At 58.5% G+C, this 21,532-nt stretch carries 24 protein-coding genes; 16 read left to right on the plus strand and 8 right to left on the minus strand.

The window, feature by feature from the left end:
• The first annotated feature begins 123 nt into the window (after nt 1–123).
• The gene (locus tag E5C26_RS04580; RefSeq protein WP_135315252.1) at nt 124–1,347 is read left to right on the plus strand and encodes an MFS transporter; all 1,224 of its coding nucleotides are present in this window, start codon (nt 124–126) and stop codon (nt 1,345–1,347) included.
• A gap of 5 nt (nt 1,348–1,352) precedes the next feature.
• Nucleotides 1,353–2,237 (plus strand): siderophore-interacting protein, encoded by an 885-nt coding sequence (locus E5C26_RS04585; RefSeq protein WP_135315253.1) that lies wholly within the window; start codon nt 1,353–1,355, stop codon nt 2,235–2,237.
• 9 nt (nt 2,238–2,246) lie between these two features.
• On the opposite strand, the gene E5C26_RS04590 is transcribed toward E5C26_RS04585, so the two are convergent.
• From E5C26_RS04590 to E5C26_RS04610, 5 genes are all read right to left on the minus strand, one after another.
• Nucleotides 2,247–2,447: a CopG family transcriptional regulator gene (locus E5C26_RS04590; RefSeq protein ID WP_409513898.1), complete on the minus strand. Its 201-nt coding sequence runs from the start codon at nt 2,445–2,447 to the stop codon at nt 2,247–2,249.
• Between the two features lie 296 nt (nt 2,448–2,743).
• Nucleotides 2,744–3,130, minus strand: coding sequence for an oxalurate catabolism protein HpxZ (hpxZ, locus tag E5C26_RS04595; protein WP_135315254.1), 387 nt, complete (start codon nt 3,128–3,130; stop codon nt 2,744–2,746).
• A gap of 3 nt (nt 3,131–3,133) precedes the next feature.
• Nucleotides 3,134–4,534, minus strand: coding sequence for an AtzE family amidohydrolase (locus E5C26_RS04600; RefSeq protein ID WP_135315255.1), 1,401 nt, complete (start codon nt 4,532–4,534; stop codon nt 3,134–3,136).
• On the minus strand, nt 4,531–4,722 hold the full coding sequence (hpxX, locus tag E5C26_RS04605) for an oxalurate catabolism protein HpxX (RefSeq protein WP_135315256.1): 192 nt from the start codon (nt 4,720–4,722) through the stop codon (nt 4,531–4,533). Before hpxX ends, E5C26_RS04600 begins: the two co-directional genes overlap by 4 nt.
• A gap of 25 nt (nt 4,723–4,747) precedes the next feature.
• Nucleotides 4,748–6,334, minus strand: coding sequence for a gamma-glutamyltransferase family protein (locus E5C26_RS04610; protein WP_135315257.1), 1,587 nt, complete (start codon nt 6,332–6,334; stop codon nt 4,748–4,750).
• Between the two features lie 145 nt (nt 6,335–6,479).
• Here E5C26_RS04610 and E5C26_RS04615 point away from each other — a divergent pair, with 145 nt between their 5' ends.
• The 10 genes from E5C26_RS04615 (at nt 6,480) to E5C26_RS04660 (ending at nt 15,146) form a co-directional block, all read left to right on the plus strand.
• Entirely contained in the window at nt 6,480–7,319 is an 840-nt protein-coding gene (locus E5C26_RS04615) for a MurR/RpiR family transcriptional regulator (protein WP_135315258.1), read from the plus strand.
• A 218-nt stretch (nt 7,320–7,537) separates the two neighbouring features.
• Nucleotides 7,538–8,329, plus strand: coding sequence for a transporter substrate-binding domain-containing protein (locus tag E5C26_RS04620; RefSeq protein ID WP_135315259.1), 792 nt, complete (start codon nt 7,538–7,540; stop codon nt 8,327–8,329).
• 12 nt (nt 8,330–8,341) lie between these two features.
• Entirely contained in the window at nt 8,342–9,007 is a 666-nt protein-coding gene (locus tag E5C26_RS04625; protein WP_135315260.1) for an amino acid ABC transporter permease, read from the plus strand.
• The gene (locus E5C26_RS04630; protein WP_135315261.1) at nt 9,007–9,663 is read left to right on the plus strand and encodes an amino acid ABC transporter permease; all 657 of its coding nucleotides are present in this window, start codon (nt 9,007–9,009) and stop codon (nt 9,661–9,663) included. The genes E5C26_RS04625 and E5C26_RS04630 overlap by 1 nt, the downstream gene beginning before the upstream one ends.
• On the plus strand, nt 9,644–10,387 hold the full coding sequence (locus tag E5C26_RS04635; protein WP_135315262.1) for an amino acid ABC transporter ATP-binding protein: 744 nt from the start codon (nt 9,644–9,646) through the stop codon (nt 10,385–10,387). Before E5C26_RS04630 ends, E5C26_RS04635 begins: the two co-directional genes overlap by 20 nt.
• Nucleotides 10,388–10,430: 43 nt before the next feature.
• On the plus strand, nt 10,431–11,672 hold the full coding sequence (locus E5C26_RS04640; RefSeq protein WP_135315263.1) for a pyridoxal-phosphate-dependent aminotransferase family protein: 1,242 nt from the start codon (nt 10,431–10,433) through the stop codon (nt 11,670–11,672).
• Nucleotides 11,672–12,928, plus strand: a complete 1,257-nt coding sequence (hpxK, locus tag E5C26_RS04645) for an allantoate amidohydrolase (protein ID WP_135315264.1) — start codon at nt 11,672–11,674, stop codon at nt 12,926–12,928. The genes E5C26_RS04640 and hpxK overlap by 1 nt, the downstream gene beginning before the upstream one ends.
• The gene (gene uraD / locus E5C26_RS04650) at nt 12,928–13,428 is read left to right on the plus strand and encodes a 2-oxo-4-hydroxy-4-carboxy-5-ureidoimidazoline decarboxylase (RefSeq protein WP_135315265.1); all 501 of its coding nucleotides are present in this window, start codon (nt 12,928–12,930) and stop codon (nt 13,426–13,428) included. Before hpxK ends, uraD begins: the two co-directional genes overlap by 1 nt.
• The gene (gene uraH / locus E5C26_RS04655) at nt 13,421–13,756 is read left to right on the plus strand and encodes a hydroxyisourate hydrolase (RefSeq protein ID WP_135315266.1); all 336 of its coding nucleotides are present in this window, start codon (nt 13,421–13,423) and stop codon (nt 13,754–13,756) included. The genes uraD and uraH overlap by 8 nt, the downstream gene beginning before the upstream one ends.
• 37 nt (nt 13,757–13,793) lie before the next feature.
• Nucleotides 13,794–15,146: a nucleobase:cation symporter-2 family protein gene (locus tag E5C26_RS04660; RefSeq protein WP_135315267.1), complete on the plus strand. Its 1,353-nt coding sequence runs from the start codon at nt 13,794–13,796 to the stop codon at nt 15,144–15,146.
• Between the two features lie 36 nt (nt 15,147–15,182).
• On the opposite strand, the gene E5C26_RS04665 is transcribed toward E5C26_RS04660, so the two are convergent.
• The gene (locus E5C26_RS04665; RefSeq protein ID WP_135315268.1) at nt 15,183–15,956 is read right to left on the minus strand and encodes an amidohydrolase; all 774 of its coding nucleotides are present in this window, start codon (nt 15,954–15,956) and stop codon (nt 15,183–15,185) included.
• Nucleotides 15,944–17,104: a pyridoxal phosphate-dependent aminotransferase gene (locus tag E5C26_RS04670; RefSeq protein WP_135315269.1), complete on the minus strand. Its 1,161-nt coding sequence runs from the start codon at nt 17,102–17,104 to the stop codon at nt 15,944–15,946. Before E5C26_RS04670 ends, E5C26_RS04665 begins: the two co-directional genes overlap by 13 nt.
• A gap of 160 nt (nt 17,105–17,264) precedes the next feature.
• On the opposite strand from E5C26_RS04670, the gene E5C26_RS04675 reads away from it, so the two are divergent.
• The 3 genes from E5C26_RS04675 to E5C26_RS04685 are packed head-to-tail and all read left to right on the plus strand — an operon-like array spanning nt 17,265 to nt 19,104.
• The gene (locus tag E5C26_RS04675) at nt 17,265–17,879 is read left to right on the plus strand and encodes a methylthioribulose 1-phosphate dehydratase (RefSeq protein WP_135315276.1); all 615 of its coding nucleotides are present in this window, start codon (nt 17,265–17,267) and stop codon (nt 17,877–17,879) included.
• A complete protein-coding gene (mtnC, locus tag E5C26_RS04680; RefSeq protein ID WP_135315270.1) occupies nt 17,876–18,565 on the plus strand; it encodes an acireductone synthase in 690 nt (229 codons plus the stop codon). The genes E5C26_RS04675 and mtnC overlap by 4 nt, the downstream gene beginning before the upstream one ends.
• A complete protein-coding gene (locus E5C26_RS04685) occupies nt 18,562–19,104 on the plus strand; it encodes a 1,2-dihydroxy-3-keto-5-methylthiopentene dioxygenase (protein ID WP_135315271.1) in 543 nt (180 codons plus the stop codon). Before mtnC ends, E5C26_RS04685 begins: the two co-directional genes overlap by 4 nt.
• 17 nt (nt 19,105–19,121) lie before the next feature.
• Here the strand turns inward: E5C26_RS04685 and mtnA are convergent, their stop codons facing one another.
• Entirely contained in the window at nt 19,122–20,150 is a 1,029-nt protein-coding gene (mtnA, locus tag E5C26_RS04690; protein ID WP_135315272.1) for an S-methyl-5-thioribose-1-phosphate isomerase, read from the minus strand.
• Nucleotides 20,151–20,293: 143 nt separating this feature from the next.
• Between mtnA and mtnK the strand changes: the two genes are divergently transcribed.
• Entirely contained in the window at nt 20,294–21,493 is a 1,200-nt protein-coding gene (gene mtnK, locus E5C26_RS04695) for an S-methyl-5-thioribose kinase (RefSeq protein ID WP_135315273.1), read from the plus strand.
• The last annotated feature ends 39 nt before the right edge of the window (nt 21,494–21,532 follow it).

The following is a 21,532-nucleotide window of genomic DNA, read 5'->3' on the forward strand; positions in this document are numbered from 1 at the left end:
GTTGAATCAATTGAGAATGATTCTTATATCAATAATATTTATTGTTATCAATCATCGTATGATACAATTTTTCAATGAATTGAACATAACCTTATAATTTTATTAACGGTAAATTTACGTTTGATGCCTATTTCTTCTTCCCCTAAATCGCCGACAATTGGGAATACGTCTCCTTCCAACTGGCCGCTGGCGCTTTGCGCCGGGTTATTGGGCATCGGGCAAAATGGCCTGCTGGTGGCATTGCCGGTGTTGGTTGGCATGACTCATCTGTCGCTTTCCGTCTGGGCCGGACTATTAACGCTTGGCTCAATGCTGTTTCTGGTTGGCTCGCCCTGGTGGGGCAAGCAGTCTGAAATTCGCGGCTGCAAGTTTGTGGTAACCATGGCATTAGCAGGGTATTTGTTCAGTTTTGCTTTACTGGCCCTGGCAGTTTGGGGGTTGGCGGCAGGTTGGCTTTCGCCGATGCTGGGGCTGGGCGGCCTGATCGTGGCGCGGATTATCTATGGTTTGACGGTGTCCGGTATGGTACCGGCCAGCCAGACCTGGGCCCTGCAACGTGCCGGTTACGAACAACGCATGTCGGCGCTGGCGACCATCAGTTCCGGGCTGAGCTGCGGGCGGCTGCTTGGGCCGTTGTGCGCCGCATTGGCGTTGTCGATTCACCCGATGGCTCCGTTGTGGTTGATGGCGATTGCGCCATTAATCGCCTTGTTGGTGATATGCCGTCAGCATAATGATCCGCCTTTGCCGCCGGTGGCCCATCAGCAAAACCGGCTGCGTCTCAATATGGCGCCTTACCTGTTGTGTGCGGTATTGTTGGCGGCCTCGGTCAGCCTGATGCAACTTGGGTTGGCACCGCATTTAAGCCGTTTGTTCAGCCACTCTGCCACCAGCGTCAGCCATCATGTGGCGGTGCTGTTGAGCGTCGCGGCGGGTTGTACCTTGTTGGCACAGTTCCTGGTGGTACGTCCACAGCGCTTTAGCGCGTCACAACTGCTGCTGCTTGCCGCGGTATTGATGGTGGTCGGGCTGGGCCTGATGTGTGCTCAGTCGCTGGCGTTGTTCTATGCCGGTTGTGCCTTGGCCTCCTTTGGCGCGGCGATGGCGACACCGGGTTACCAGCTGCTGCTGAACGATAAATTGTCTACCGGCAAAGGGTCGGGTGCCATCGCCACCAGCCACACGTTGGGTTATGGTCTGAGCGCGCTGATGGTGCCGGTGGTGGCCAGGTTTTATGGTGAGTCGCAGCTGATTGCGGCGGCTCTGACGATGGCGATCCTACTGGGTGGGATCAGCGGCTGGCTGTGGTGCCGGCACCGTATCAGGGTAAATTCTGCGGGAGAGTAACAGCTATGTCCGGCGTATCAAGCTACAGAGTTTTTGATATCACACTGAAAGTAAAAGAAAACCTATCGCCTTCCTTACTGCGCTGCGTTTTCGAGGGACCGGACGTCCACCGCATGAAGCTGGAGGCGCCGGATCAGCGCATCAAACTGTTGTTTCCGGCCGAGAATGGCCAACTTTCCTGTCTGGAAAACAGCGACGACTGGTATCGTCATTATATGGCGATACCCAAAGAACAGCGCCCGGTGATGCGTACTTACACGCTAAGGGCCTTGCGCACTGAACTCCATCAGATGGACGTCGAGTTTGTGTTGCATGGCGTCAATGGCCCGGCTTCTGCCTGGGCGACCAATGCCAAACCGGGCGATACCCTGCAGGCGGTTGCGCCCAATGCCGATTTCGACGGTGACAGTGGCGGTTATGAATGGGCACCGCCGAGCGCCTTGCAACAGGCACTGCTGATCGCCGATGAAACTGCGCTGCCGGCGGCGGTGGGGATTTTGGAACAGCTGGCGCAGCAGGCCAATCCGCCACGGGTGCAGGCATTCTTTGAAGTGCCGGTGGCGGGTGATTGCCTGAATATGGAGCGCTTCCCGTTTGCCGAGGTGTATTGGTTGCCGCGTGACGTGGGGCATCAGCAGGTGCACGGCACTTTGCTGGTGGAATCGGTGCGCCAGCGGGTGAATATTCCAGAGTCGGCGCGTACGCAGTCACAATCGCTGACCGAAAACAGCCTGGGTAGCGACCTGCTGTGGGAACGGGCCGAAGGGGCGAAAAGTTTCTACGCCTGGGTCGCGGCAGAATCCTCAGCGGTAAAGGCGTTGCGCCGTTACCTGATTGGCGAACGCGATTTGGACCGTTCCACCGTTAACTTTATGGCCTATTGGTGTTGAGTTAATCCCTCAATAACCGGCTTCACTTTGGTGGCGAAACGGGATCTCTGCATCGTCACCTTTTTCCAAACCTGCAAGCCAATTATTGGTATCTGCATAAGACAGGTATTTTCCATTTTCCTGATAGGCTTCCCATGCCTGTAACGCATCTTTGCGCAGCGCTTCGCGTTTTTCTTCTCGTTCGACATATTCACGGATCGCCTCACGCATTATCCAGTGCGCGCTGCTGCAATTTGCTGCACCCGCAGCTTCAGTTGTACATCAATTTTAATCAATGTTGCACTCGTCATTGGTCTTCCCTGTTAGCTAAAAATAATACCTCAGACAGCTGACAAAGCCCGTTATTAGGGAGAGCGTGCCGAAGGGGTCGTAGCAGCCTTGGCTGCCGGAGCGCCCCTCGGTGCGCTAGGCCCGGGTATCTCGGGTTCAAAGATAACTTTTTCATAATACCTTTGGCTACTATACGGCGGGCTGCGTCGAGCTGTCCGATTTTTGTTCAGTCGCAATTATTCCGCCATCAAACTCACATGCGCGGCGACGATGCGCCAGCCGCAGGGCAGTTTGATCCAGGTTTGCATCTGACGGCCGACACTGTCGCTGCCGGGGCGGCGGAATTCGGTGCTGGCGACGGCCATATCGTCACCGTAGGTGGTGATGACGGTGTTTTCCAGCACGCGATCCAGCCCTTTTGATGGCCGTTGTTGGCGGAAGTCGCGGATCTGATCGATACCGTACAAATTCTCCGTCGCACCATAACGGACGGTGCGCCCATCGTGCCAAAACAGCTCGTCCAAAACTTCAATATCATTGCCAGTCAACGCCTGTTCGTAACGATAAAAGGCGGCATTCACCTCTGCCAGCACTGCTGGCCTGTCGATATATTCACTCTTCATTAGTTAATCCTGTTTCCCCGGTAAAACACAGATGGCTACACCGCGTTGTTCCAGCGCATAGGCGGCTCGCAGTGCCAAATCTTCACGCCATGGCGGTGCGATAAGCTGCAGGCCGATCGGTAGCCCCGCCGCGGTTTTCAGCGGGACCGTCACCACCGGCAGGCCGAGAAAAGAGATCGGCTGCGTCAGCATGCCCATGCTGGCGCGGATCGGCAGGTCGGTGTCGTTGATACGCATGGTTTCCTGACCAATAACCGTCGCGCCGCATGGCGTGGCCGGGGCGATCAGAATGTCCCAGTGCTCAAACAGCGGCAGTACCTGCTGCTGAAAATGAGAGCGGAAACGTTGCGCCTGCAGATACCAGGCGGCGGGCAGCATGGCACCGGCCAACAGCCGCTCGCGCGACAGCGGTTCAAAGCGCTCAGGCTGGCTGCGCAACTGGGGCAGATACTGGTTACCTCCCTCGGCGGCGGTGAGAATAAACGCCGCCGAACGCGCCAGTTCTGCCTGAGGTAATTCGACTTCGGTAATGGCCTCCAGCGCCTGAGCGATCTGTTGCACCGCTGCTTTGGCGTCGTCATTGCACCATTGCTGGAAATAACCGGCCAGCACCGCACAACGCAGCCCCTGCTGGCCACGCGGCAGCAGCGACTCGGTTTGGGTGATCGGTTTTTCCGCCTGGAAGCGGTCTTCGATATCGGTGCCTTGCATCACGTCATACACCGCCGCCAGATCGCGCACCCGCCGGGCAAAGGGGCCGACATGATCCAGACTGGCGACAAACGGCTGACTGCCGCTGCGCGACAGGCGGCCAAAGGTCGGCTTCAGCCCGAAGATACCGCACAGTGAAGAGGGCACGCGTATTGAGCCGTTGGTATCGCTGCCGAGTGAAAATGTTACCAACCCGGCGGCAACCGCCGCCGCTGAACCACCAGAAGAACCCCCGGCAATACGCGTGGTGTCGTGTGGGTTACGCGTTGCACCGTAGTGGCTGTTTTCGGTGGTGAAACCGTAGGCATAGGCATCCATATTCAGCATGCCGGAGAGCAGCGCGCCCTGCGCCGCCAGTTTGTTCAGCACCCAGGCGTCCTGTTTGGCGGGCGGGTTATCGCAAAACAGACTGGCACCGGCCAGGGTGGTTTCCCCGGTGACATCGAACAGATTTTTCACCGCATAAGGAATGGCTGCCAGGCTGGGTAATGTTTGTCCCTTGGCACGGGCGCGATCGAGATGATCGGCCTCCGTCAGCATGCGTTCACGGGTGACGTGGGTATAGGCGTTCAGTGAGGGATTGAGGGTGTCGATATTATCCAGCGTTTGCAGGGCTATCTCGCGGGCGGAAATCGCGCCCTGCTTCAGGGCGGCGCGGATCTCGGCGATCGACAGTGCGTTTATCGGATTCATGCTCGATACACTCCGGCGGTTTCCAGGCGCTGATCGAGCGGCAGGGCCATCAGCGGCTCTGCCATTGCGGCGATGCGGTTGAATTGGATCAGCAGTTCCTGACGGCGTGCGTCATTCAATTCCAGGGCCAGTATGTTCTCCATCTGGCTGATATAAGCCGCCCAGTCGGCAGCAGGTGGGTGGTTCATGAGTGTCCCCTTCTTGAAAGAGCGGTTAGAAGCCGGCGGCGCTGCCGTTGCTGCGTGGATCAAAAGCGCCTTCGAGCATGCCGTTAGTATGGCGAACAATGGCGCCGGCGTGGCCGACCGCCTCACTGAAATCCGGTAAGAGTTCCACCTCGTGGCCGCGTTGGCGCAGGTAGGCCAGGGTTTCTTCACCAAAACGTCCTTCCAGTTTTAGTGAGTCCGAGCTTTCGCCCCAGGTGCGGCCGAGCAGCCAGCGCGGCGCGCTGATTGCTTGTTGTAGCGGTAACCCCTGCACCACATGGCGAACAAACACCGCCGCCTGGGTTTGCGGCTGGCCGTCGCCGCCCATCGAGCCGTACACCAGGGTACGCCCGTCATACAGGCGTGCCGCTGCCGGGTTCAGGGTGTGGAAAGGTTGTTTCCCCGGCGCCAGTGCCAGCAGGTGTGCGGCATCCAGACTGAAGGACGCACCACGGTTTTGCCACAGCACACCGCTTTGCGGCAGCACCACGCCACTGCCAAATTCATGATAAATGCTTTGGATAAAGGACACCGCCAGACCACTGCTGTCCATCACGCCCATCCAGACGGTATCGCCTGGCCCTTTGCCTTTCCCCCAGGCGGCGGCCTGTTCAGGATCGATACGTTTGGCCAGGGCATCCAGATGTTCGGCCGTCAGCAACGCCTGCGGATCCTGGGTCATCTGACGCGGGTCGGTAATGAATTGGTCACGCAGGCCGAAAGCCAGTTTGGTGGCCTCGACAATGCCGTGCACCATCGCGCCTTCGCTACGGCTGGCAAGCGGCAGGCGGTCGGTCAACCCGAGGATCGCCAGCGACACCAGACCCTGAGTCGGTGGCGTCAGGTTAAAGATCTCACCTTTCTGGTGCTCCAGCCGCAGCGGCGTACGGCGGCGTGGCCGATAATCCGCCAGATCCTGCGCAGTGAGTGGCATGCCCAGCCTGGCCATATCCGCCGCCATGCTCTGCGCCAACTGGCCGCGATAGAAGCTGTCCAGCCCCTGTTCGGCCAACGCTATCAGGGTGTCTGCCAACTGTGGCTGACAGAAACGCTGTCCGGCGTGAGGAATTTCGCCGTGTGGTAGGTAGGTGCGGGCAAAATCCTCCCGATCTGCCAGTTCATGATATTTGCTGCGGGTGGCGGCCTCTTGTGAGGCGGTGACCGGAATGCCGTCTGCGGCGTAGCGAATCGCATCTGCCAGCAGGCGCGGCAGCGGCAACTGTTCGCCGCCTAATTCAGCGGAGTAATCCAGTGCTTCCTGCCAGCCACCGACGGTACCGGCGACGGTCAGCGCGGCTTTGGGCCCACGGTGGGGAATGTGGCTTTCACCAGCGTAAAAATCCAGCGTGGCCAGCGATCCGGCTGCGCCGCTGGCGTCGATCGCTACCGGGTCGCCCTGCGGCGGCACGATCAGCCAGAAGCCGTCACCCCCCAGGCCGTTCATGTGTGGGTAGACCACGGCGATGGTGGCGGCGGCGGCGACCATGGCTTCAATCGCGTTGCCGCCTTTACGCAGTATCGCCAGTGCGCTTTCGCTGGCGAGGTGGTGCGGCGTGACGGCCATGCCCAATGGCGCGGTGTTGCTGTTAATCATTTCTTGGCCCTTGTTTGAGGTCAGCGTCTGCCTCAAACACAAGCAAGAGATGTTCCATGTTTTCTGCTGGAACAATAATCGCTTGCCAGCGGGTGGATTGACCGTGCTATGTTCCGCTGAAACAAAGGTTACAGCAGGAGTAGCAATGCAGCAGATTGATGAACGCCTGCGCGGGGAATATCCGCAGCTCACGCCGCAGGAACAGCGGGTGGCCGATTTTATTTTCGATCACTTCGATGACCTGATCAGCTACAACAGCGCTGAGCTGGCACGGCTGAGTGGGGTATCCAAAGCCACCGTCAGCCGCTTGTTCAAACGCCTGGGCTACCCGAGCTACCGCGCTATGCGTGACGAATTGCGCACCCTGCGCCAGAGCGGTATGCCGCTGACCGATAACCGGGATGCGGTGCAGGGCAATACCTTGCTGGCGCGCCACTACAAGCAGGAAATGGCTAACCTTACCCAGTGGGTAAACCATATTGATGCCGACCAGTTCAACGCAGTGATTGCTGCTTTGGTGCAGGCGCGGCGAGTGGTGTTAATGGGGTTTCGCAACAGCTATCCGGTGGCAATGCACCTGCGCCAGCAACTGATACAGGTGCGTGAGCAGGTGTTACTGGTGCCGCAGCCGGGCCAGACACTGGCGGAAGAGCTGGTGAGTCTGGACCCGCGAGATGTCGCGATAGTGGTGGCATTTCGCCGCCGACCGCGCCAGATGCGGGCGTTGTTGACGCAGTTGCAGGTTCAGCAGGTGCCGACTTTGCTGGTGTGTGAACCCCAGGCGCAGGCGCTAATCCCGCTGGCGAACTGGCATCTGGCGGCACCGCTCGACAGCGTTTCCGCCTTTGACAGTTATTCTGCTGCCATGAGTCTGGCCAACCTGCTCAGCAACGCTCTGCTGCACGAGACGCTGGCGCAAGGCCGGCAACGAATTCACCAAATCGCCGATCTGTATACGGATCTGGATGAGCTGGAGCAGCGCTGATCCCAGCGCCATTTTGGTGCTTTCGCACTTTGATGGTGCGCAATTTGCCTGTTTTATTCATTCACCCTGTCATCACGTTGACAGGGGAATTCCCATCTTAATCCCCTAACTTACCGACACTAAAGCCGATCGTTGCTGATGTCGCTGATTGGCACATTAGTTGCAAAGTGGTGATCAAAGAATCTTTTGTTTCATCATTTCACCATCGGGGATAGTCTATGAACTTCAAGAAAATCGGCGTAGTGGCATTAGGTGCAGTGCTGTTGATGGCTCAGGCCGCCTCGGCGATGGCGGATCAACTGCAGGAAATCCAGCAGCGCGGCGTGCTGCGGGTAGCTGTGCCGCAGGACTTCCCACCGTTCGGTTCCGTGGGCACCGATCTGCAACCACAGGGTTATGACATCGATATGGCGCAGTACCTGGCCGACAAGATGAAACTTAAGTTGCAACTGGTGCCGGTCACCAGCGCCAACCGGGTGCCTTATCTGCAGACCAACAAGGTTGACCTGGTGATTTCCAGCCTGGGCAAAAACGCGGAACGCGAGAAGGCGATCGCCTTCAGCCGCACCTATGCGCCGTTCTTCCTGGGAGTATTTGGCCCGCAAACGTCGGTACTGGCCGACGCTGCGCAACTGGACGGTAAAACCATCGGCGTTACGCGCGGTGCGGTGGAAGACATGGTGCTGAGCGACACCGCGCCGAAGGGTACGCAGATTAAGCGCTATGAAGACAACAACACCACACTCTCGGCTTATCTGTCCGGTCAGGTGCAATACATTGCTACCGGCAATCTGGTGGTGAGCGCGATTGCGCGGCAGAACCCGACCAAGGCACCGGTGGCCAAATTTATGCTGAAAGATTCCCCCTGCTATGTAGGGCTGCGTCTGGGTGAACCGGCGCTGAAAGCCAAAGTGGACCAACTGATTGAACAGGCATTGAAGGATAACACCCTTAATGGCCTGTCCGAGAAATGGCTGAAAGCGCCGCTGCCTGCCGACTTCGGTGCATAACGGGGGCGCCTGATGACCTATCAGCTGAACTTTCCCGCCCTGTGGCCTTATTTGCCCGAGCTGCTGGCCGGTCTGTTGACCACCATTGAGTTGACGGCGCTGGCCACCCTGATGGGTGTGGCGCTGGGTATTTGCGGTGCGGCGATCCGCAGCGGTCAGGCCAATCTGCTCAGCCGTGTCTGGGGCATTTACGTCGAGGTGGTGCGCAATACGCCATTCGTGGTGCAGCTGTTCTTCATCGTCTTCGGGCTGCCGAGCCTGGGCTGGAAACTAACCGCCGGGCAAGCGGCATTGCTGGCGATGGTGATTAACCTGGGGGCCTATAGCACCGAGATTATCCGTGCCGGTATTCAGGTGACGCCGAAAGGGCAGTGGGAAGCCGGGCGAGTTCTGGGGCTCAGCCGCAGCCAGACGTTTTTGCGCATTGTGCTGCCACCGTCGCTGCAGCGGATTTATCCGGCGCTGGTCAGCCAGTGCATTATCGTCATGCTGGGATCATCGGTGGTGTCGCAGGTGTCGTTTGAAGAGTTGACCTTCGCCGCCAACCTGATCCAGTCCCGCACCTTCCTCAGTTTTGAGGTGTATCTGGTGACGGCGCTGTTTTACCTGCTGTTGTCGATACTGATGCGCCAGCTGTTGCTGGCTGCCGGACGCCGTTTTCTAGGGAGCCAGGGCTGATGCTGACTTTCACCGACTGGGACATTGTGCGCAACCTGCTGCTGGCGGCGCGCTGGACCTTGCTGCTGTCGCTGACGGCGTTTCTTGGCGGCACCCTGGTGACGCTGCCGCTGTTGTTGCTACGCCTGAGCAAACGTAAGTGGGCGCTGCGGTTGGTTCGCGGTTATTCCGAGCTGTTTCAGGGTACGCCGCTGCTGATGCAGCTGTTCCTGGCCTTTTTTGGGCTGGCACTGTTCGGCATTGATGTTAGCCCCTGGACCGCGGCCGCGTTGGCGCTGACGTTATTCACCAGCGCTTTTCTGGTGGATATCTGGTCCGGCAGTATCGCTGCCTTGCCGAAAGGCCAGTGGGAAGCGTCGCGCTGTCTGGGGCTGAGTTTTGGCCAGACGTTGGTGCGGGTGATTGTGCCGCAGGCGGTGCGTATCGCTATCGCGCCCACCGTCGGCTTTTCGGTTCAGGTGATCAAGGGGACCGCACTGGCGTCGATCATCGGTTTTGTCGAACTGACCAAGGCCGGCACCATGCTGAACAACGTCACTTATCAACCCTTTAAAGTTTTTGGTCTGGTCGCGCTGGGCTATTTCCTGATGTGTTATCCGCTGTCGCGCTACAGTCATTATCTGGAGAAGAAATTCCATGCCGCTCATCACAATTAATCAGGTTCAAAAATATTACGGTCAGAACCATGTACTGAAGGGTGTGGATCTGGATATCGACATGGGCCAGGTGATTTCAATCATTGGCCGTAGCGGCTCCGGCAAAAGTACGTTGTTACGCTGCATCAACGGGTTGGAAGGTTATCAGGAAGGCAGTATCAAACTGGGCGGTATGACGGTGACCGATCGCGATTCGCAGGCGCGTGAAATCAGCCGCTCCATTGGCATGGTGTTCCAGAACTTCAACTTATTCCCGCATATGACCGCGCTGGAGAACGTGATGCTGGCGCCGCGTCGGGTGCTGAAGAAAAGCCCGGCCGAATGCCGCGAGCTGGCGGAAGAGATGTTGAACAAGGTCGGGCTGGGCGAACGGATGCATTACTCACCGGCCAACCTTTCCGGCGGACAGCAGCAGCGGGTGGCGATTGCCCGAGCGCTGGCGATGAACCCGAGAGTGTTGCTGTGTGACGAAATTACCTCGGCATTGGATCCTGAACTGGTGGGCGAAGTACTGAAAGTGCTGGAACAGCTGGCCAAAGAGGGCATGACGTTGATCCTGGTGACCCATGAAATGAACTTTGCCCGCGAGGTCGGTGACCGGGTGGTGTTTATGCACCAGGGCAAGGTCTGGGAGCAGGGCGATAGCCGCACGCTGTTCGCCAATCCGCAAACGCAGGAATTAAAACAGTTTATTGCGTCGGTCCGCGGTCTGTCTGAGAACTGATGCCATCAACTCTATTAAGTTATTAAGCTGGTAAGGAATTAACATGTTAGATATCACCCAATTCGATCAGATTAATCCACCCGCCCGCCTGTTGATGGGGCCGGGGCCGATCAACGCGGATCCGCGTGTACTGCGTGCCATGTCGAGCCAGTTGATTGGTCAGTACGATCCGGCGATGACCGGTTACATGAACCAGGTGATGGAACTGTATCGCGCATTGTTCCGCACCGAAAACCGCTGGACGATGCTGGTGGATGGCACTTCTCGTTCAGGTATAGAAGCGATGCTGGTCTCTTCCATTCGCCCCGGCGATAAGGTATTGGTGCCGGTATTCGGTCGTTTCGGCCACTTATTGTGTGAGATAGCCCGCCGCTGCCGCGCCGAAGTGCATAGCATTGAGGTGCCCTGGGGCGAAGTATTCAGTGCCGACCAAATTGAAGACGCGATCAAGAAGGTGCGCCCACGCCTGCTGTTAACGGTGCAGGGCGATACCTCTACCACCATGTTGCAGCCGTTGGAGCAATTGGGCGATATCTGTCGCCGCCACGGCGTGCTGTTTTACACCGATGCTACCGCCTCCTTTGGCGGTAACCCGCTGGAAACTGACGCCTGGGGACTGGATGCGGTCTCTGCCGGTCTACAAAAGTGCCTGGGCGGCCCGTCGGGCAGTTCGCCGGTCACGCTCAGCCCGCAGTTCGAAGAGATTGTTCGCCGCCGCAAATGCGTGGAGCAGGGTATTCGTACCGCCGATCACGCCGACGGCGATGACGAAATGATCTACTCCAACTATTTCGATCTCGGCATGATCATGGATTATTGGGGCCCGGAGCGCCTGAACCACCATACCGAAGCCACCAGCATGCTGTTTGCCGCGCGCGAGTGCGCCAGGGTGATCCTGGAAGAAGGGCTGGATAACACCATCGCCCGGCATAAGCTGCACGGCGCGGCCATGCTGGCCGGCATTCAGGGCATGGGGCTGGAAGTGTTCGGCAGCCTTGAGAACCGAATGAATAACGTGCTCGGCGTGGTGATCCCGCCGCAGGTTCATGGCGAGCAGGTACGCCAGATGATGCTGAACGACTTCGCCATTGAGATCGGCACCTCGTTCGGTCCGCTGCAGGGCAAAATCTGGCGCATTGGCACCATGGGCTATAACGCGCGTAAAGACTGCGTGCTGCAGACCCTGACCGCGCTGGAAGCGGTGCTGAACCGGCTGGGTTTCGCCAGCCAACAGGGCGAAGCGCTGCAGGCGGCCTGGAATACCTACGACGACGGCAGCCGCTGATGGTCGCGCTGTTAACCGCCCAGGAGGCGGAGCAGGCCGCAGCACGGGTGATGGCCCGCTGCGATGCGTTGGCAGCCATCAGCGCGACGCCGGGTCAGTTGACGCGGGTCTACCTCTCGCCGGAGCATCAGCGAGCCAACCAGCTGGTCGGTGACTGGATGCGTACTATCGGCATGGAGGTTTGGCAGGACAGCGTCGGCAACCTCTGTGGCCGCTATGAAGGCCAAACGCCCAATGCCCCCGCACTGCTGCTCGGTTCGCATCTGGATACGGTACGCAACGCCGGGCGCTATGACGGTATGCTCGGCGTGTTGACTGCGCTGGAAGTGGTGGCGCATTTACATCGGCAGCAGCGACGTTTGCCGGTGGCGGTGGAGGTGATTGGCTTTGCCGATGAAGAGGGCACACGCTTTAGTATCGCCCTGCTCGGCAGCCGGGGTATTACCGGCCAGTGGCCGGCCGATTGGCTGCAACGCACCGATGCCGACGGCATCAGCGTGGCACAGGCGTTACGTGAGTTTGGGCTGGATCCGGCAGCCGTCGGTGAAGCGCGGCGAGCACCCGGTGATATTTGTGGCTATCTGGAATTGCATATTGAACAGGGGCCGTGCCTGGAGGCTGCCGATCTGGCTTTGGGCGTGGTGACGGCGATTAACGGTGCCCGTCGGCTTAACTGTACCTTTACCGGCCAGGCTGGGCATGCCGGTACTGTGCCGATGGGGCAACGCAAAGACGCATTGGCGGCGGCGGCAGAGTGGATGGTGGCGGTAGAGGCGATCACCTCGGCCGGTGATGGACATCTGGTGGCGACCGTCGGCCGGATTGAAAGCCTGCCGGGGGCGGTCAATGTGATCCCCGGAGAGGTCAAACTGACCCTCGACGTACGTGGGCCGGAAGATGGCCCGCTGGCGGCGTTGCTGACGCAGTTGCTGGAACAGGCACAGGCGATCTGTTCTCGCCGGGGACTGCGTTTTGCCAGTGAAGAGTTTTACCGCATAAATGCAACGGCTTGTGATGCAAATTTGCAACAACGCTGGCAGCAGAGCGTGATGGCGGTTCAGGGGCGCAGCATGGCGCTGCCGAGCGGGGCCGGGCACGATGCTATTGCCGTAGCGGCCTGTTGGCCGGTGGGTATGTTGTTTGTTCGCTGCGACCGCGGCATCAGCCATCATCCGGCCGAAGCCGTCAGCCAGTCTGACGTGGCGCTGGCGATCCAGGCTTACTGCCAGACGGTTAGTGGCTGGGGGGACGCCTGATGAATGTGCAGCGCTTTAATCAATTACCGGTGGCGGAGGCAGAGCGTTTACTGCGGCCCTGCGTGGATATTGCGGCCTGGGTTGCAGCGGTGATAGTAGCGCGGCCGTTCAGCAGCCTCGACGCAGCGCTGGCGGTGGCCTGGCAAGCGGCACTGCGCTGGCAACCGGAAGAGGTCAGCCAGGCGCTGGCTCAGCACCCGCGTATCGGCGAACGTGCCAAAAGCCAGGGGCAAGAGGCGCAGTTTTCGCAGCGCGAGCAAGCGGCGGTTGATGCGCAGGATGCTGAGCTGGGCGCGGCGCTACTGGCAGGTAACCGGCGCTATGAACAGCAATTTGGTCAGGTATTTTTGATCCGTGCCGCCGGTCGTGACGGCCAGAGTATTCTACGCGAGTTGCAAAGGCGATTGAGCAACAGTGCGGAACAGGAACGGCAGGAAACGGCCGAACAACTGCGTGAAATCACCATGTTGCGTTTTAAGGAGTTACTTAACGATGAGTAATATCAGCACCCATATTCTGGACACCTCACTCGGTAAACCTGCTGCGGGCGTGCGGGTGTGGCTGGAACATCAACAGGACGGGTTATGGCGAACCCTGGCTGAAAGCCAAACCGATGCCGACGGCCGCGCGCGTGATCTCACCTCTGACAGTCTGGGCGCCGGACATTACCGTCTGTCTGCCGATCTCGGCGCTTACTTTGCCGCTGACCGGCGGGCCACGTTGTACGCCACGGCAATTATCGATTTCGTCATCAATGATGCGGCGCAGCATTACCATTTACCGCTGCTTATTAGCCCGTATTCCTACTCAACCTATCGGGGCAGTTAAACGCCCTTAGCGGTTAACCCGCATTGACGAGGTACCTATGGCTCTGTCTCAGGATAAGGGCGCGGCTTCGTGCTGCCCGGAAGATGAAAAACTGCCGCTGACAAAGACCTTCGCCTACGGCTTGCAGCATATTCTGACCATGTACGGTGGGATTATCGCGCCGCCGTTGATCATCGGTTCGGCCGCAGGGTTAAGTGCGCCGCAGATTGGCATGTTGGTGACGGCAGCCCTGTTTGTCAGCGGCTTGGCGACGTTGCTGCAAACCCTGGGTACACCCGGCTTCGGTTCGCGGTTGCCGCTGGTACAGGGCGTTTCCTTTGCCGGGGTTGCGACCATGGTGACGATTGTCACCGGTGATGGCGGGCTACCGGCGGTGTTCGGCGCGGTGATCGCCGCTTCGCTGGTCGGGCTGTTGATCGCGCCGTTCTTCTCACAAATTATCCGCTTCTTTCCGCCCGTGGTGACCGGCACCGTGGTGACGGTGATCGGGTTGTCGCTGATGCCGGTGGCGGTGCGCTGGGCCATGGGCGGCAACGCCAGGGCGGCAGACTGGGGATCGACCGGGAATATTGGCCTGGCGGCGTTCACGCTGGCGGTGATTTTGCTACTCAATAAGGTGGGCTCTCCGGCGCTGAAACGGCTGTCGGTATTGCTGGCGATGGTGATTGGCTGCGTGGCGGCGGTGCTGGCAGGTAAAGTGAGCTTTGCCGCCGTCGGCAACGGGCCATGGTTGGCCTTCCCCGAGCCATTTGCCTATGGTTGGCCGACCTTCGAACTGAGTGCGATTATCTCCATGCTATTGATCGTGCTGGTGTTGCTGACGGAAACCACTGCCGGACTGATGGCGGTCGGCGAGATTGTCGGTTCACCGGTGAACGCGCGCCGTATCGCCAATGGTTTGCGCGCCGATATGTTGTCCAGCGCACTGTCACCGGTGTTCAACTCGTTCCCGCAAAGCTCGTTTGCCCAAAATATCGGGCTGGTGGCGATCACCGGCGTGAAGAGCCGCTTTGTGGTCAGTGCCGGAGGGGCCATTTTGGTGCTGCTGGGGTTACTGCCGGTACTGGGGCGGCTGGTGGCCTGTATTCCGTTGCCGGTTCTGGGGGGCGCAGGTGTCGTGCTGTTCGGTTCGGTAGCGGCCAGTGGCATTCGTACTCTGGCGAAAGTGGATTATAAGGACAACATGAATCTGGTGGTGGTAGCGACGGCAATTGCCTTCGGCATGATCCCGATAGTGATGCCGAGTTTCTATGATCAGTTCCCGGGCTGGGTACGAACTTTATTGCATTCCGGTATCAGCGCTTCTTGTCTGGTGGCGTTGCTGCTGAACCTGCTGTTTAACCCTATTGATGTGACACAGGATAATGCGGCGGGAGAGGAGGTTTCCTGAAATGACGGGCGCAGTTCAGAACCGCGCCCGAGAATATCAATCGTGGCGCAGGAAGCTGTCGGCATCACGCCAGGCCGGGAAGGCGCTGCGGTAGCTTTGCAGGTTTTCCAGCGACAGTTCGGCGTCCAGTCGTGCGGCCACGCCGGGCTCGGCCTGGGCCAATGTTTCCCCCTGCGGGCTGAGGATCAGGCTGTCGCCGCTGTAGTTCAGGCCGTTACCGTCTTCGCCGACACGGTTACAACCGGCCACGTACACCTGATTCTCGATGGCGCGAGCGGCCAACAGCGTTTGCCAGTGTTTACTGCGCGGGGCCGGCCAGTTGGCGACGTACAGCGCCAGATCGTAATCCTGCTGATAGCGTGACCACACCGGGAAGCGCAGGTCGTAACAGATTTGCGGCAGGATACGCCAGCCGCGCCACTCGAAAATTTCACGTTTCTTGCCTGCCTGATAGTGCAGGTGCTCACCGGCCATGCGGAACAGGTGGCGCTTATCATAGGCATGCACCCGGCCGTTCGGCTCCACCAGCAGGAAACGGTTAACCGCGCCTTCGGCAGTTTTCAGCGCCACACTGCCGCCGACCAGAGCGTTGCTTTTGCTTGCCCAGCCGTGCAGCCAGTCGACGACCTGTTGTTCCGGCAGTGCGCTTTCCCCGGCATCCATGGCAAAACCGGTGGTAAACATCTCTGGCAACACGATTAAATCGCGGCCGCTTAAGGGGGCTAGCAGCTCATCAAAATGCCGCAGGTTGGCTTCGCCATCGCGCCAAACCAGGGGTTGCTGCAACAGGGTAATTTTTAAAGTCGACATAACCGCTCCGCAGCCGTATCCAGCGTGGCATCCTGTTTAGCGAAGCACAGCCGGATCAATTTATGAGGGAAAGGATCGGCACAGAAGACTGACAGCGGGATCGCCGCCACGCCAACGTGCTCGGTTAACCAATGGCAGAAAGCCACGTCGTCCAAATCGGAGACGGCGCTGTAATCTGCCAGCAAGAAGTAGGTACCCTCGCAGGGCAAAATTTCCAGTCGACTGCTGGACAGAGCCTGCACAAAACGGTCGCGCTTGGCGCGATAAAATGTCGACAGCTGTTGCCAGTGTTCCGGCTCGCTGCGCAGCATGTCCGCCAGTGCCAACTGGGCCGGGGTATTGACCGAGAAGGTCAGGTACTGATGCACCTTGCGCACTTCCGCGCTCAGCGCTGCCGGGGCTACGCAGTAACCCACTTTCCAGCCGGTCATGTGGAAGGTCTTGCCGAAAGAAGACACCGCGATGGCGCGTTGGCGCAGCTGCGGGTGAGCCAATACGCTGGTGTGGCCGCCCCTGGCGAAACAAATGTGTTCGTAGACTTCATCACTCAACACGTAGATTTCGCGATCGCTAATGGCGTGCCACAGTTGCTGCATATCTTCCGCTTGCCAGGCAGTCGCAGAAGGATTGTGCGGCGTGTTGAGGATCACCAGCCGGGTACGTGGTGACAGCACTTGGGCAAACTGCTGCCAGTCGACGCTGAACGCCGGGGGCTGCAACGCAATGTGTTTTAGCGTGCCGCCGGATAGGGCCACCGCCGGCGCATAGCTGTCGTAGCTGGGATCAAAGCAGATAACTTCATCACCTGGGCGCACCAGCGCACTGATGGCGGCAAACAGGGCTTCGGTGGCACCTGCCGTGACGGTGACTTCGTTAGTGGCGTCCGGTAGCCAGCCGTACAGCGCGGCGGTTTTTTCGGCAATGGCTTCACGCAGCGGCGCGACACCGGTCATCGGCGCATATTGGTTGGCCCCCTGGCTGACATGCCAGGCCAGACGTTCTTTCAGGTAGTCCGGACCATCGAAATCGGGGAAGCCCTGCGACAGGTTGATTGCCTGATGCTGCGCCGCCAGCGCACTCATCTGGGTGAAAATAGTGGTGCCCAGCGCGGGTAGTTTACTTTCGGGAATCAGTGCTGAAGTGCTCATCGTAGGCTAATACTCCTGGCGCTTATGTTGCCGTCAATATAACACGATGTTAGTATTTGGCAATCAAGACGCTTAGATGGCTAAATGAAGAAAAAGTCTGACCATTAATCAAATCATTCTAGACATCATTTGCTTATAACCTACAGGTCAAAAAATGTTAATGACAGAAAATCAGCAACTTAAAGCGTTATTGTCGGCCTGTCACTGGATTGGTGAAAAGGGTTGGTGCCCGGCAACCGGTGGCAATATGTCGCTGCGTCTCGATGACCAACATTGTCTGGTCACCGAATCCGGCAAGGATAAGGGCAGTCTGACCGAAACTGACTTCCTGCTGGTGGAAACCGCCAGCAACCATGTGCCGAGCGGCCGCACCCCATCGGCGGAAACCGGTCTGCATACCCTTATTTACCGTTTGTACCCGCAGATTGGCGCGGTGCTGCATACGCATTCGGTAAATGCGACCGTGCTGTCGCGGGTTGAACGCGGCGATGGACTGGTATTGCAGGGCTATGAAATGCAAAAATCACTCGGTGGGCAGACCACGCATCTGGACAGCGTGGTGATCCCGATTTTCGATAACGATCAGGATATCCCGCGATTAGCGGCGCGTGTGGCAGCCCATGCCGAAGCTACGCCGTTGCAGTACGGTTTTCTGGTGCGTGGCCACGGTCTGTATTGCTGGGGCCGTCAGGTCGCGGAGGCTCGTCGTCATCTTGAAGGGCTGGAATTCCTGTTCCAGTGCGAACTGCAACGCCGTTTACTGGAGGCAAAATGATCCGCGCCATCGTTACCGACATTGAAGGCACCACCAGCGATATCCGTTTCGTTCATCAGGTGCTGTTCCCCTACGCACGTGAACGCCTGGCCACCTTTCTCCGTCTTCACGCTGAAGATGCCGAAGTCGCGGCGCCATTGGCCGCCTTACGCCAGGAGCTTGACCAGCCGCAGGCGGATATTGAGCAGTTGATTACTGCGCTGTATCGCTTTATGGACGAAGACCGCAAATCCACCGCACTGAAGGCGCTGCAAGGTATCATCTGGCGCAGCGGTTATCAGAACGGCGATTTTCGCGGGCATTTGTACCCCGAGGTGGCCGGGCAGTTGGCCGCCTGGCAACAGCAGGGGCTGAAGCTGTACGTCTATTCTTCCGGCTCGGTAGAGGCGCAAAAGCTGTTGTTCGGCTACAGCGATGCCGGGGATCTGCAGCCGTTGTTCAGCGGTTATTTCGATACTCACGTCGGTGCCAAGCGTGAAACCGCTTCGTACCTTAATATCGCCGGTAAAATCGGTATCGCCCCTGATGAACTGTTATTTCTTTCCGACATTCATCAAGAGCTGGACGCCGCGCGTGCCGCTGGTTGGCATACCTGCCAACTGATCCGCGATGAAGCCGATAGTCAGAGCCGGCATCCGCAGGTTAACCGTTTTGATCACATCGATTTAGGGGAGTTTGCCTCATGAGTGGATTGACCATTTTCAGCGATCAAGAGCCGCAACAGCCGTTGTGGCAGAGCCGTGACGCGCAGGCCATTGAGCAGCAACTGGCGAAGATTGGCGTACGTTTTGAACGCTGGCAGGCGGATCGTGAACTGGGTGAAAACCCGGAGCCGGCAGCGGTGATCGCCGCCTATCAGCATCAAATCGACCGGTTGGTGGCGGAGAAGGGCTACCAGAGCTGGGATGTGATCAGCATGCGTCCGGATAATGCCCAGCGCGAAGTGTTGCGCAGCAAGTTTCTGTCCGAGCACACCCACGGCGAAGATGAAGTACGTTTCTTTGTCGAGGGTGCCGGGCTGTTCTGCCTGCATCTGGAGGGCAAGATCCTCCAGATCCTGTGTGAGAAGAACGATCTGATCTCGGTGCCGGCCAATACCCGTCATTGGTTCGATATGGGCTCAGCACCGAATTTCACTGCGATCCGCGTGTTCGATAACCCGGAAGGCTGGGTGGCGCATTTCACCGGCGATAACATCGCCGATGCCTATCCGCGTCTCGACTGACAACGATAACGCGGGCGTTAACCCAACGCCCGTTGGAAAATCCCTTCATTAACCTGTTGTGGCGTGATCACGCCGCTGTCGAAGACCCAACCGCTTATCAATGCCGCCGGTGTCACGTCAAACGCCGGGTTATAAACCGGAGCATCGACAGGAGCCCACTGGCATGAGCCAAAGCTGCCGGTGACACCGGTCACTTCGGCTGCGGCCCGTTGCTCAATCGGGATTGCAGCCCCGTTCGGGCAGTGCGGATCGTGCGTGGTGTGTGGCGCGGCGACGTAGAATGGAATGCGGTGATAGTGCGCCAGTACCGCCAGGCTATAGGTGCCAATCTTGTTGGCGACGTCACCGTTGGCAGCGATGCGATCGGCCCCCACCCATACGGCGTCGACCTGGCCTTGCGCCATCAGGCTGGCCGCCATGGAGTCGCAAATCAACCGGTAAGGGATCCCCAGTTCACCCAGCTCCCAGGCGGTCAGTCGGCCACCCTGCAATAGCGGACGCGTTTCATCGACCCACACCTGTTGTACCTTGCCCTGCTGATGCGCACGTAACAGTACGCCGATAGCGGTCCCAATACCGGCGGTAGCCAGCCCTCCGGTATTGCAGTGGGTCAGCAGGCGGCTGCCGGGCTTCACCAGCTCGGCACCGTGATCGGCAATGCGATCGCACAATTTTCGGTCTTCTTCCACCAACCGCAGCGCTTCTTCCACCATCGCAGCTACCCATTGCGGCTGTGCCAGTGCCAGCTTCATGCGGTCCAGATTATTCATCAGGTTGACTGCCGTCGGCCGTGAGGCACGCAGAGTGATTAGTGCCTGCTCCAGTTCTTCACGCGGCAAGCCGCGCTCTGCCAGCAAGGCCAATAACAGACTGGCGGACAGGCCGATCAGCGGTGCACCCCGTACACGCAGGGTAAGGATATGATCGACCAGTTCTTCCACGCTGTCGCAGCTGCGCCACTGTTTTTCCTGCGGTAAAGCCTGCTGATCGAGGATCCAAAGTCGATTGTCACTCAAGGTCAAACTGGTGGTGTTAAGCGCTTGCATCGGCGGTTAATTCCTTGTTGCGTAGTTATTGCATCTGGAAAGCTATTCTGCCAACATGACTTCCGGATGTATAGACGTCCAAATGCTTTTACGTCTAAAAAATATCATCGCTGGGTCAGTGAGAAAGATTAAAGGGGTTGGGAATGTCGCATTATCGTACGTTTACTGCTGCCGATGCCGTTGAGTATGCCCGTCAATACGGCCAGTTAGCCGATCCACAGGCGCTGGTAAGCGCTGACGAGATTGGTGACGGCAATCTGAACCTGGTGTTCAAGATCCGCGATCGCGATGGCGTGAGCCGGGTGATAGTGAAACAGGCGCTGCCGTATGTACGTTGCGTGGGCGAATCCTGGCCGCTAACGCTGGATCGGGCGCGCATTGAAGCGGAAACCCTGTTGATCCACGGCGGTTTTTGTCCAAGGCATACGGTAAAGGTGCTACACCACGATGCCCAATTGGCAGTGATGGTGCAGGAAGATCTTTCTGATCATCACATCTGGCGCAGCGAATTGGTCAAGGGTCACTATTACCCGCTGGCGGCTGGGCAGCTGGCAGAATATTTGGCGCAAACCCTGTTTCATACCTCCGATTTCTATCAGACGGCCCAGCAGAAAAAAGCGGAGGTCAGCCGCTTTAGCAACCCTGAGCTGTGCCAGATCACCGAAGATCTGTTCTTTACCGATCCCTACATCGACCATGAGCGCAATCAGTTCGAACCGGTGCTGTTACCGCAGGTGCTTGAGCTGCGTAACGATGCCGCGCTGAGACTGGCGGTCGCCGGACTGAAGCATCGCTTCCTGAGCAAGGCGGAAGCGCTGCTGCACGGGGATATTCACAGCGGTTCGGTTTTTGTTGCAGAGGGTAAGCTGAAGGCGATCGACGCCGAGTTCGGCTTCTATGGCCCGATCGGTTTTGATGTCGGCACCGCGCTGGGTAATCTGTTGCTGAACTACTGCGGTTTACCGGGCCTGTGCGGGCCACGCGACGCCGCCGCCGGGCGTGAGCAGCGTCTGCAGGATGTGCGCGAGCTGTGGTTGATTTTCGCCGATCGCTTCCTGGCATTGTGCCACCAACAGACCCGCGAAGCGGCACTGGCGGTGCCGGGCTATGCCGAACAGTTCCTGCAGCAGGTGTGGACAGATGCGGTCGGCTACTGCGGCAGCGAGTTGATCCGCCGTACTATCGGCCTGGCGCACGTTGCCGATCTGGACAGCATAGATGACGCCGAAATGCGTGCCGAATGCCAGCGCAACGCTTTGGGGTTGGGCCGTGCTCTGATCGTCAATGCTCCGCAGATCGAACATATAGACGCGCTATTGGCCCGCATCCGTCAAAACGGCTAAAACTTCTTAATGCCGGGAAAAGGGTGCTCATGGATCCGT

Source organism: Serratia proteamaculans (assembly GCF_004684015.1).
Classification (GTDB): domain Bacteria; phylum Pseudomonadota; class Gammaproteobacteria; order Enterobacterales; family Enterobacteriaceae; genus Serratia; species Serratia proteamaculans_F.

Coding starts and splice junctions, on each gene's coding strand:
- E5C26_RS04640 (WP_135315263.1), top strand. CDS start 10,431: ATGTTAGATATCACCCAATTCGATCAGATTAATCCACCCGCCCGCCTG.
- hpxX (WP_135315256.1), bottom strand. CDS start 4,722: ATGAACCACCCACCTGCTGCCGACTGGGCGGCTTATATCAGCCAGATG.
- E5C26_RS04630 (WP_135315261.1), top strand. CDS start 9,007: ATGCTGACTTTCACCGACTGGGACATTGTGCGCAACCTGCTGCTGGCG.
- E5C26_RS04620 (WP_135315259.1), top strand. CDS start 7,538: ATGAACTTCAAGAAAATCGGCGTAGTGGCATTAGGTGCAGTGCTGTTG.
- E5C26_RS04665 (WP_135315268.1), bottom strand. CDS start 15,956: ATGTCGACTTTAAAAATTACCCTGTTGCAGCAACCCCTGGTTTGGCGC.
- E5C26_RS04615 (WP_135315258.1), top strand. CDS start 6,480: ATGCAGCAGATTGATGAACGCCTGCGCGGGGAATATCCGCAGCTCACG.
- mtnA (WP_135315272.1), bottom strand. CDS start 20,150: ATGCAAGCGCTTAACACCACCAGTTTGACCTTGAGTGACAATCGACTT.
- E5C26_RS04660 (WP_135315267.1), top strand. CDS start 13,794: ATGGCTCTGTCTCAGGATAAGGGCGCGGCTTCGTGCTGCCCGGAAGAT.
- hpxZ (WP_135315254.1), bottom strand. CDS start 3,130: ATGAAGAGTGAATATATCGACAGGCCAGCAGTGCTGGCAGAGGTGAAT.
- mtnC (WP_135315270.1), top strand. CDS start 17,876: ATGATCCGCGCCATCGTTACCGACATTGAAGGCACCACCAGCGATATC.
- E5C26_RS04580 (WP_135315252.1), top strand. CDS start 124: ATGCCTATTTCTTCTTCCCCTAAATCGCCGACAATTGGGAATACGTCT.
- E5C26_RS04675 (WP_135315276.1), top strand. CDS start 17,265: ATGACAGAAAATCAGCAACTTAAAGCGTTATTGTCGGCCTGTCACTGG.
- E5C26_RS04600 (WP_135315255.1), bottom strand. CDS start 4,534: ATGAATCCGATAAACGCACTGTCGATCGCCGAGATCCGCGCCGCCCTG.
- E5C26_RS04635 (WP_135315262.1), top strand. CDS start 9,644: ATGCCGCTCATCACAATTAATCAGGTTCAAAAATATTACGGTCAGAAC.
- uraH (WP_135315266.1), top strand. CDS start 13,421: ATGAGTAATATCAGCACCCATATTCTGGACACCTCACTCGGTAAACCT.
- E5C26_RS04685 (WP_135315271.1), top strand. CDS start 18,562: ATGAGTGGATTGACCATTTTCAGCGATCAAGAGCCGCAACAGCCGTTG.
- E5C26_RS04625 (WP_135315260.1), top strand. CDS start 8,342: ATGACCTATCAGCTGAACTTTCCCGCCCTGTGGCCTTATTTGCCCGAG.
- E5C26_RS04610 (WP_135315257.1), bottom strand. CDS start 6,334: ATGATTAACAGCAACACCGCGCCATTGGGCATGGCCGTCACGCCGCAC.
- E5C26_RS04590 (WP_409513898.1), bottom strand. CDS start 2,447: ATGCGTGAGGCGATCCGTGAATATGTCGAACGAGAAGAAAAACGCGAA.
- E5C26_RS04670 (WP_135315269.1), bottom strand. CDS start 17,104: ATGAGCACTTCAGCACTGATTCCCGAAAGTAAACTACCCGCGCTGGGC.
- E5C26_RS04585 (WP_135315253.1), top strand. CDS start 1,353: ATGTCCGGCGTATCAAGCTACAGAGTTTTTGATATCACACTGAAAGTA.
- uraD (WP_135315265.1), top strand. CDS start 12,928: ATGAATGTGCAGCGCTTTAATCAATTACCGGTGGCGGAGGCAGAGCGT.
- mtnK (WP_135315273.1), top strand. CDS start 20,294: ATGTCGCATTATCGTACGTTTACTGCTGCCGATGCCGTTGAGTATGCC.
- hpxK (WP_135315264.1), top strand. CDS start 11,672: ATGGTCGCGCTGTTAACCGCCCAGGAGGCGGAGCAGGCCGCAGCACGG.